Genomic DNA, 6,929 nt, shown 5'->3' on the forward strand with positions numbered 1-6,929 from the left:
GACTCGATCCAGCTGCACAACCTCGTCGACGTCATCGAGTGGGAGATCGCGCTGGGACCGAACGGCGCCCTCGAGGCGGCGATCGAGGCCCGCGAGGAGGGCCTGGTGCGCTTCATCGGCGTGACCGGGCACGGTTTGTCGGTGCCCGAGATGCACCGCCGGAGTCTGGAGCGGTTCCCGTTCGACTCGGTGCTCGCGCCGTACAACTACGTGCAGATGCGCGACCCGCGCTATGCGGAGACCTTCGAGGCGCTGGCCGCGGTGTGCGCCGAGCGCAACGTCGCCCTGCAGACGATCAAGAGCCTGGCGCTGCGCCGCTGGGAGGGCCGCCCGAAATCCGCCGCCACCTGGTACGAACCGTTGCGGGACCAGGCCGACATCGATCTGGCGGTGCACTGGGTGCTCGGCCGCCCGGAGGCGTTCCTGCTGACCACCGGCGACGTCGAGATCCTGCCGCGGCTGCTCGACGCCGCCGAGCGCTACGAACAGCGCCCGCCGGACGAGGCGATGGACGACCTGGCGACGCGCCGGCAGGTGGAGCCGCTGTTCGTCTGACTGCCGGCCGGTGGCCCGCCCTACGCGAGCGCCTCGCGGATCGTGGGGTTCGCCGGTGACGTGACCGCCGGGTCGCGGCCGCTCGCCGCGTCCCAGGCCGCCTTCACGCAGGCGAGTACGTCGCGGACGGCCTTCTCTCGCAGCAGGCCGGCCGGGCAGCCGGGACAGCCCGCACGGACGCCGTCGGCGATCAGGCCGGCGTCGCGGCACAGGGCCACGGCGCGGGACAGGTGGTACGACTGGGTGACGACGAGCGCGCTGGTCACGCCGTAGACGTCGCGGGCCCGTACGCAACTGTCGTAGGTGTCCAGGCCGTACGGGTCCGGCACCACCTGCCGCGGGTCGACGCCCAGGCGCACCAGATAGGCGGTAATCGCGGCCGGTTCGTCGCCCGAGCCGCCGCTGCCGTCACCCGAGACCAGCACCGCCCGGGCGCGCCTGCCGCGCACCAGCTCGGCGGCCGTCTCCAGCCGACCGGCCAGACGGCTCGACGGCTGCCCGTCGACGACCTCGGTGCCGAGCACGATCACGACGCCGGCGCTGGGCGCACCGTCCACATCGTGCTCGTGCCCGGCCGCCGCGAACTCGGTCCACGCCCACGGCCCGCCGATCAGCACCAGCGCGAGGAGCACGACGCCGATCACACCGCGCCGCAGCAAGCGTCGTCGCTTCATCGTTCCCCCCGGCCGGCCAGGACCGGCACAGCGTAGGGAAGGCCCGCAAACCACCGAGAGACCTACCGTGGCGCGGTGTCCGACGGCTGCGCGGCCTGGCACCGGGCCGCTCGTCGTCCGTGGCCGGCCGGCCGTCACCGGCCAGGCACTACGATCTCCTGATGCGCGTCTTACTGGTCGCACCTCCCGGAGCCGGCAAGGGCACTCAAGGCGCCCTGATCGCCACCCACTTCGGCATCCCGCACATCGCCACCGGCGATCTGCTGCGCGACCACGTGGCCCGGCGCACCGAGCTGGGCCGCGCCGTACAGGACCGCCTCAGCCGCGGCGAGCTGGTGCCCGACGAGGTCGTGCTCGACATGGTGCGCGCGGCGTTCATCGACGCGAAGGCCAGAGGCGGCGGCTACGTCCTGGACGGCATGCCGCGCAACATGGCGCAGGCGCGGGCGCTCTACGAGATCGGCCTCGGCCTCGAGATGACCGCGAACGTGGCGCTGCACCTGCAGGCCGACGACGAGGAGCTGACCCGCCGGCTGCTCGCGCGGGCCGCTCTGGAGGGCCGCTCGGACGACACCGAGGAGGTCATCCGCCGGCGGCTGGCCCTCTATCACGAGGTGACATTCCCGATCGTCGAGTGGTACGCCTCCCGCGGCATCCTGGTCTCGGTCGACGCCGTCCGGCCGGTGGAGCGGGTGGCCCGGCAGATCCTCACCGCCCTGGAGGCGATGCGGTCGCTGGTCGACCACGTGCCGGAGAGCGCACGCCGGCCGATCGACCTCACCGGCCTGGGCACCGCGTTCGGGCGCTCAGATCGGTAGCGAGCGCAGAAACGCGACCAGCGCGCCGTGATACGGCGCGATCGACCGCACGTCGACCCACTCGGCCGCGCTGTGCTGCCCGTCCCCCGCCGGCCCGAAGGCCACCGCGTCGATCCCGGCCGCCGCGTAGTGCCGCCCGTCCCCGGCGCCGTGCTTACGCAGCAGCTCTCCCGAGTAACCCACCGCCCGCGCGGCCGCCTGCAGCAGCCCGACTTCCGGGCGGCCCGGATCGACCCGGTGCGGCGGCGACACCGCCTCGACCGTGACGGGCAGCCCGGCGAGATCGCCGAGGTGGCGCGCCAGCTCCGCCGGCGACCGGCCCTCCAGGTCCGGATCGCCCGCCGGGTAGCGGATGTCGAGCCAGGCCGTCGCCGAGTCCGGCACCTGGTTGTACGCGCCGTTCGGCGTCTCGATCCGGGCCAGGTTGACGGTCGTCGTCCACTGCTCCTCGGCCGGCACCGGGTATCGGTCCAGCACCGCGGAGACGCCGCCCATCAGCGTGAGGAGCGCGTTGTCACCGAGCCACGGGTACGCCGCATGCGCCGTGTGACCGCCGGCCCACATCCGCGCGTGCAGCAGCCCGCGCGACTCGGTGACCACCCGCAGCGCGCTCTGTTCGCCGATCACCACGAAGTCCGCGGTCACGCCCCGGGCGATCTGGTGGGCCGTGCCGTGCAGCCCGCCGACCTCCTCGTCGGTGACCAGTTGCAGGGCGACCGGCAGCTCCTCGGCGAGCGTCGCGAACACGGCGGCCATCACGAGCGCGGCCACCTTCATGTCGTGTGCGCCCCGGCCGTGCAGCCGGTCGCCCTCGCGCCGCGGCCGGAACAGGTCGGGAGTGCCCGGGACCACGTCCAGGTGGCCGTTGAGGATCGCGCGGAAGTGGCGGCGGCTGCCCGCGTACACCAGCGCACTGGGTTTGCCTCCGGATTCGAACCGCTCGACCGTGAGGCCGGGCGGCAGCGAAGCGAGCACGCGGTCCAGGGCCTGGAGCAACGCGGCCGGTCGTTCGGCGACGGACTCCACCGCGATGAGTTCCTCGGCCCGCCGCACCAGCGCCTCGACGTCCACCTCGGCGTCCACCTATGCCAGCGCCTTCACGGCGAGGTCGACGTCGGCCTCGGTGCTGTAGACGTGGAATGACGCCCGCACACGACCGGCGCGCACGGCGGCACGCACCCCCGCGTCCGCCAACTTGGTCGCGGCATCGGGCGCGTCGACCGTCACGATCGCGCTGTTACCGGGCGGCCGGCCGAGCCCGGCGAGGAACCGGTTGGCGAGGGCGACATCGTGGTCGTGGATCGCCGCGACGCCGATCTGCTCGATCAGGGCGATCGCCGGCTCGGCGCCGACCCAGCTGAACCATGCCGGGGAGACGTCGAACCGCCGCGCGTCCTCGGCGAGCCGCATCCGCGGACCGTAGTACGAGCCGCCGGGATCGACGCCCGCATACCAGCCCGCGGCGATCGGCCGGATCGTCTCCCGGACGGCCGGGCTCAGATAGGCGAACGCCGTGCCGCGCGGACCCATCAGCCATTTGTATCCGGCGACCACCACGACGTCGGCGAGGGCGGCGTCGAACGGCAGCCAGCCGCATGCCTGCGACGCGTCGACGACCACCAGCGCACCCGCCGCCCGGGCGGCCGCGACGATCTGCTCATACGGCGCCACCTCACCGGTGGCCGACTGCACCAGCGAGAACGCGACCACGTCACACCCGGCGGTCACCGACTCGACCAGCCCGGCGACCGGCACCGTACGCACCTCGAGCCGATCGCCGTGCACCAGCCACGGGAACAGATTCGACGTGAACTCGATCTCCGGCACCACGACCCGGGCCCCGTCGGCGATCGACGTGGCGACCGTGCCGATGAGCTGTGACACCTGGGAGCCGACCGCGACGTCGGCGCTCGGCACGCCGACCAGGCGGCCGAAGCCGGCCCGGGCGCTCACCGTCGCCTCGCCCCACCCCTCCCAGCTGGTGGCGCCGCCCCGCCAGTCGGCGAGGGCCGCCTGCAGCGCGTCCCACGCGGGTTGCGGCGGAAGTCCATAGCTCGCGGTGTTCAACCAGCCCGGCCGGGCGCTCCACAGCTGCTGCGCGTCCTCGATCTCCATCGGACCGAGTCTGTCAGCTGATCCACCGGGCCGAAGCAGCCAATCACCACGTCGTGGATCCTCAGCCGCGGAACTTCTCGACGGGCGCCCGCCGATATCAATGCAGAAGTTGATCGCGTTCGGGCTGCCGCGAGAAGCGGATCACCGCCGCGCCGCACACCAGCGCCAGGCCGGCCACGAGCAGGACCCGGATCGCCTGCCCGGCCATCCAGTCGACCGGATGGGCCGACACCAGGGTCAGACCGCCCGCGAGCGCCACGCCGACACCGGTCCAGAACCGCACCGGCCGCGCGGTGATCCGCGGCGGCGAGCCGTGCCACGCACGCAGCAACCCCTTACGTCCGACGTGGATGAGCAGGGCCGCGCCGGCGAGGAACCCGGCGATGTTCGAGGCGTCGGAGAGCAGGCCCCACCACGGCGTGCCCACCCAGACCTCGCGCCGCAGCGACGGGACGTACCCCGGGTGGGTGAACGCGTCCCAGACGACGTGGCTGCACGCGCCGAGCACCGCCGACGTCGCCGTGACGTACCACGGGTGGCGCACGGCGCCGAGCACGCCGTAATCGGCCAGCCGCAGCGGGCCCCCGGCGGGCAGGTGGGCGGCTATCACCGGCGCCGCCCAGCGGACCAGCCGGACGGCGATCAGGGTGATCGGCAACGCCCACCAGAACAGGGCCGGCAGGTTGTGGGTGCGCAGCGACACGCCGAATCCGTAGGTGGCGTAGGCGATGTCCGGCGCGGTGGCGCCGACGGTCAGGGCCACGCCGTCGAACCATCGCGGCCGCCACAACTTCAGCGGCAGGACGGCGGTCGGATGGGTGGGCAGCGTCAGCGGCATGCCGCGACGCTATGGCGGCCGGCGCGGCCGGTGGTGCGGGCCGGGTGGAGGCCGTGCGGAGATCCTGTGCGCGCGGCGCCCGAGGACCATCTGCGGGGCAGGGTTACGCCGGGCGGACGAGGAAGTCGTAGACGCCGGTGATCTCCAGGACGCGCCGGACCGTGCGGGTCGGGTTCGTCACCGAGAACTGCCGGTCGGTCTCCTCCGCGCGCTGGTAGGCGACGATCAGGGCGCCCAGCGCGGCGGAGTCGAAGAAGGTGACCGCGCCCAGATCGGCCTCGACGGCGGCGGCACCCGGCGTGCCCAGCTCGGCGAGAAGCAGCTCGATCAGCTCGTCCGCGGCGGCCATGTCGAGCTCGCCGGCGAGCCGCACGGTGCGGTGGCCGTCCAGCGCGGTGACGTGCGCCGACCACAGCGGCACCTCGGTCATCCGGAGTCCTAGCGTCGTGGGAGGGCGCTCGGCCTGCTGGCACCGCGACGCTTGGTCGAGTCCCATATACCCAGGATTCTCCGTCCTCAAGCCTGCGGGGTGCGGACCGCCAGCATGGCGACGTCGTCCTCGTGATCGTCGCCGGCGAAGGCGGCGTGCAGACGGTCGAGCATCGCCGGCAGGGGCACGCCGGCGAAGTCGGCCATCGCCTCGTGCAATTGGCGTTCACGCTCGTCGAAGGGCTGCTCGCGGGTCTCGATGAGCCCGTCGGTGTAGAACAGCACGGTCGAGCCGGGCGGCACATGCGTGGTGAGGTTGGTGCGCGGGGTGCGGCGCTGAGCGCCCAGCAGCGGATCACAGCCGGTGAGCACGGTGGTCCCGGCATCGGTGACCAGCAGGGGGCTGGGGTGTCCCGCGTTCGACCACTGCAACCGGTGGCCGTCACCACCGGGCTCCGGCCGCAGGAAGGCCAGCACGACGGTCGCGGTGATCCGGTCGCCGAGCGCCTGGTTCGCCGTGTCGAGCCGGCGCAGCAGCGCCGAGGGCGGCTCGTGCCGGTCGACCAGCAGCAGACGCAGCTTGCTCCGCAGACGGCCCATCAAAGCGGCGGCGCGCATGTCGTGCCCGGTGACGTCCCCCACGACGAGGGCGAGATGGCCCGGATCGAGGCGTACGGCGTCGTACCAGTCGCCGCCCACCTGCTCGCCGCGCGCGGCGGGCTCGTAGTGGGCGGCCAGCTCGTACGGCGCCGCGTCGGGCAGGTCGCTCAGCAGCGCCCGCTGCAGCACGGCGGCCACCTTCTCACGCGACGAGAGGTGGTCGGCGCGCTGCAGCGCCTGCGCGACGTAACCGGCCAGCGCGGCGAGGACCCCCTGCTCCTCGGGCCGGAGCGCGTACGGCTCCTTCCAGACGAAGGTCAGCGCACCGGCCGAGCCACCAGGTCCCGGCAGCGGCACGCTGGCGGCCGACTGCCAGCCCATCTCCATGAACGTGCCGACGGCCTCCGGGGTCAGCGCACGGACCGCCGCCAAGTCGGGCAGCACGACCTGGGCACCGGTCCGCACCGCCAGCGCCGACGGAGTGCCGGCCGCGCCGGCGTAGCGGCGCCACCGCTCGGCGACCCGCGACGGCAGCGCCGAGGCGGACTGCAGGTTCACCCATCCGGCGCGGTCGACCAGCGAGAGGCCCACGTACGCGGGATCCAGGGTGCCGGTCACCAGCTCCCGCACCACCTCCACCACGTCCTCGGCGGTGTTGGTCTTGGCCAGCGCGGTGCTGGCCCGCAGCAACAACTGGCTGCGGTCCAGCGCGGCCTGGTCCTGCTGCCGCTGTGCCCGCTGGTGTGCGATGCGCAGCCGGAGGCTGTCGGAGCAGGAAGCGCCGAGGTCGGCCAGCAGGGCCAGCTCGTCCGGGGTCCATCGCCGCGGAGCGGTGTCGATCGCGCTCAGCGAGCCGAGGACCAGGCCGGCGTCGTCGGTCAACGGCACCCCGGCGTAGCC

Annotated in this window: 8 protein-coding genes; 2 read left to right on the forward strand and 6 right to left on the reverse strand. The window is 73.5% G+C overall.

All coding sequences use genetic code 11. The features are described 5' to 3' along the window. A partial coding sequence (locus AB0M20_RS19720) for a hypothetical protein (RefSeq protein WP_364300038.1) occupies window positions 1-555 on the forward strand: 555 nt, incomplete at its 5' end. A gap of 20 nt (window positions 556-575) precedes the next feature. Here the strand turns inward: AB0M20_RS19720 and AB0M20_RS19725 are convergent. Then, a complete protein-coding gene (locus AB0M20_RS19725) occupies window positions 576-1,229 on the reverse strand; it encodes an ElyC/SanA/YdcF family protein (RefSeq protein ID WP_364300040.1) in 654 nt (217 codons plus the stop codon). 161 nt (window positions 1,230-1,390) lie between these two features. Between AB0M20_RS19725 and AB0M20_RS19730 the strand changes: the two genes are divergently transcribed. Continuing rightward, window positions 1,391-2,047, forward strand: a complete 657-nt coding sequence (locus AB0M20_RS19730; protein WP_364300042.1) for an adenylate kinase — start codon at window positions 1,391-1,393, stop codon at window positions 2,045-2,047. On the opposite strand, the gene AB0M20_RS19735 is transcribed toward AB0M20_RS19730, so the two are convergent. The 5 genes from AB0M20_RS19735 to AB0M20_RS19755 all read right to left on the reverse strand — a co-directional run. Further along, on the reverse strand, window positions 2,036-3,130 hold the full coding sequence (locus tag AB0M20_RS19735) for a M20/M25/M40 family metallo-hydrolase (protein ID WP_364300044.1): 1,095 nt from the start codon (window positions 3,128-3,130) through the stop codon (window positions 2,036-2,038). The two genes, AB0M20_RS19730 and AB0M20_RS19735, sit on opposite strands and share 12 nt — an antisense overlap. Beyond that, window positions 3,131-4,162 carry an aminotransferase class V-fold PLP-dependent enzyme gene (locus tag AB0M20_RS19740; protein ID WP_364300046.1) on the reverse strand — a complete coding sequence of 344 codons (1,032 nt, stop codon included), beginning with the start codon at window positions 4,160-4,162 and terminating at the stop codon, window positions 3,131-3,133. 97 nt (window positions 4,163-4,259) lie between these two features. Then, complete coding sequence (locus AB0M20_RS19745) at window positions 4,260-5,000, reverse strand: DUF4184 family protein (protein WP_364300048.1); 741 nt, start codon at window positions 4,998-5,000, stop codon at window positions 4,260-4,262. Between the two features lie 103 nt (window positions 5,001-5,103). Beyond that, a complete protein-coding gene (locus tag AB0M20_RS19750; protein ID WP_364300050.1) occupies window positions 5,104-5,430 on the reverse strand; it encodes an STAS domain-containing protein in 327 nt (108 codons plus the stop codon). An 86-nt stretch (window positions 5,431-5,516) separates the two neighbouring features. Continuing rightward, a partial coding sequence (locus AB0M20_RS19755) for a GAF domain-containing SpoIIE family protein phosphatase (protein WP_364300052.1) occupies window positions 5,517-6,929 on the reverse strand: 1,413 nt, incomplete at its 5' end.

Origin of the sequence: Actinoplanes sp. NPDC051633, assembly GCF_040681735.1 — a bacterium.
In the GTDB taxonomy this organism is placed as follows: Bacteria; Actinomycetota; Actinomycetes; order Mycobacteriales; family Micromonosporaceae; genus Actinoplanes.

Bases quoted from the DNA above. Each gene is read 5' to 3' on its own strand.
- AB0M20_RS19725 (WP_364300040.1), bottom strand. From the start codon at position 1,229: ATGAAGCGACGACGCTTGCTGCGGCGCGGTGTGATCGGCGTCGTGCTC.
- AB0M20_RS19730 (WP_364300042.1), top strand. From the start codon at position 1,391: ATGCGCGTCTTACTGGTCGCACCTCCCGGAGCCGGCAAGGGCACTCAA.
- AB0M20_RS19740 (WP_364300046.1), bottom strand. From the start codon at position 4,162: ATGGAGATCGAGGACGCGCAGCAGCTGTGGAGCGCCCGGCCGGGCTGG.
- AB0M20_RS19745 (WP_364300048.1), bottom strand. From the start codon at position 5,000: ATGCCGCTGACGCTGCCCACCCATCCGACCGCCGTCCTGCCGCTGAAG.
- AB0M20_RS19750 (WP_364300050.1), bottom strand. From the start codon at position 5,430: ATGACCGAGGTGCCGCTGTGGTCGGCGCACGTCACCGCGCTGGACGGC.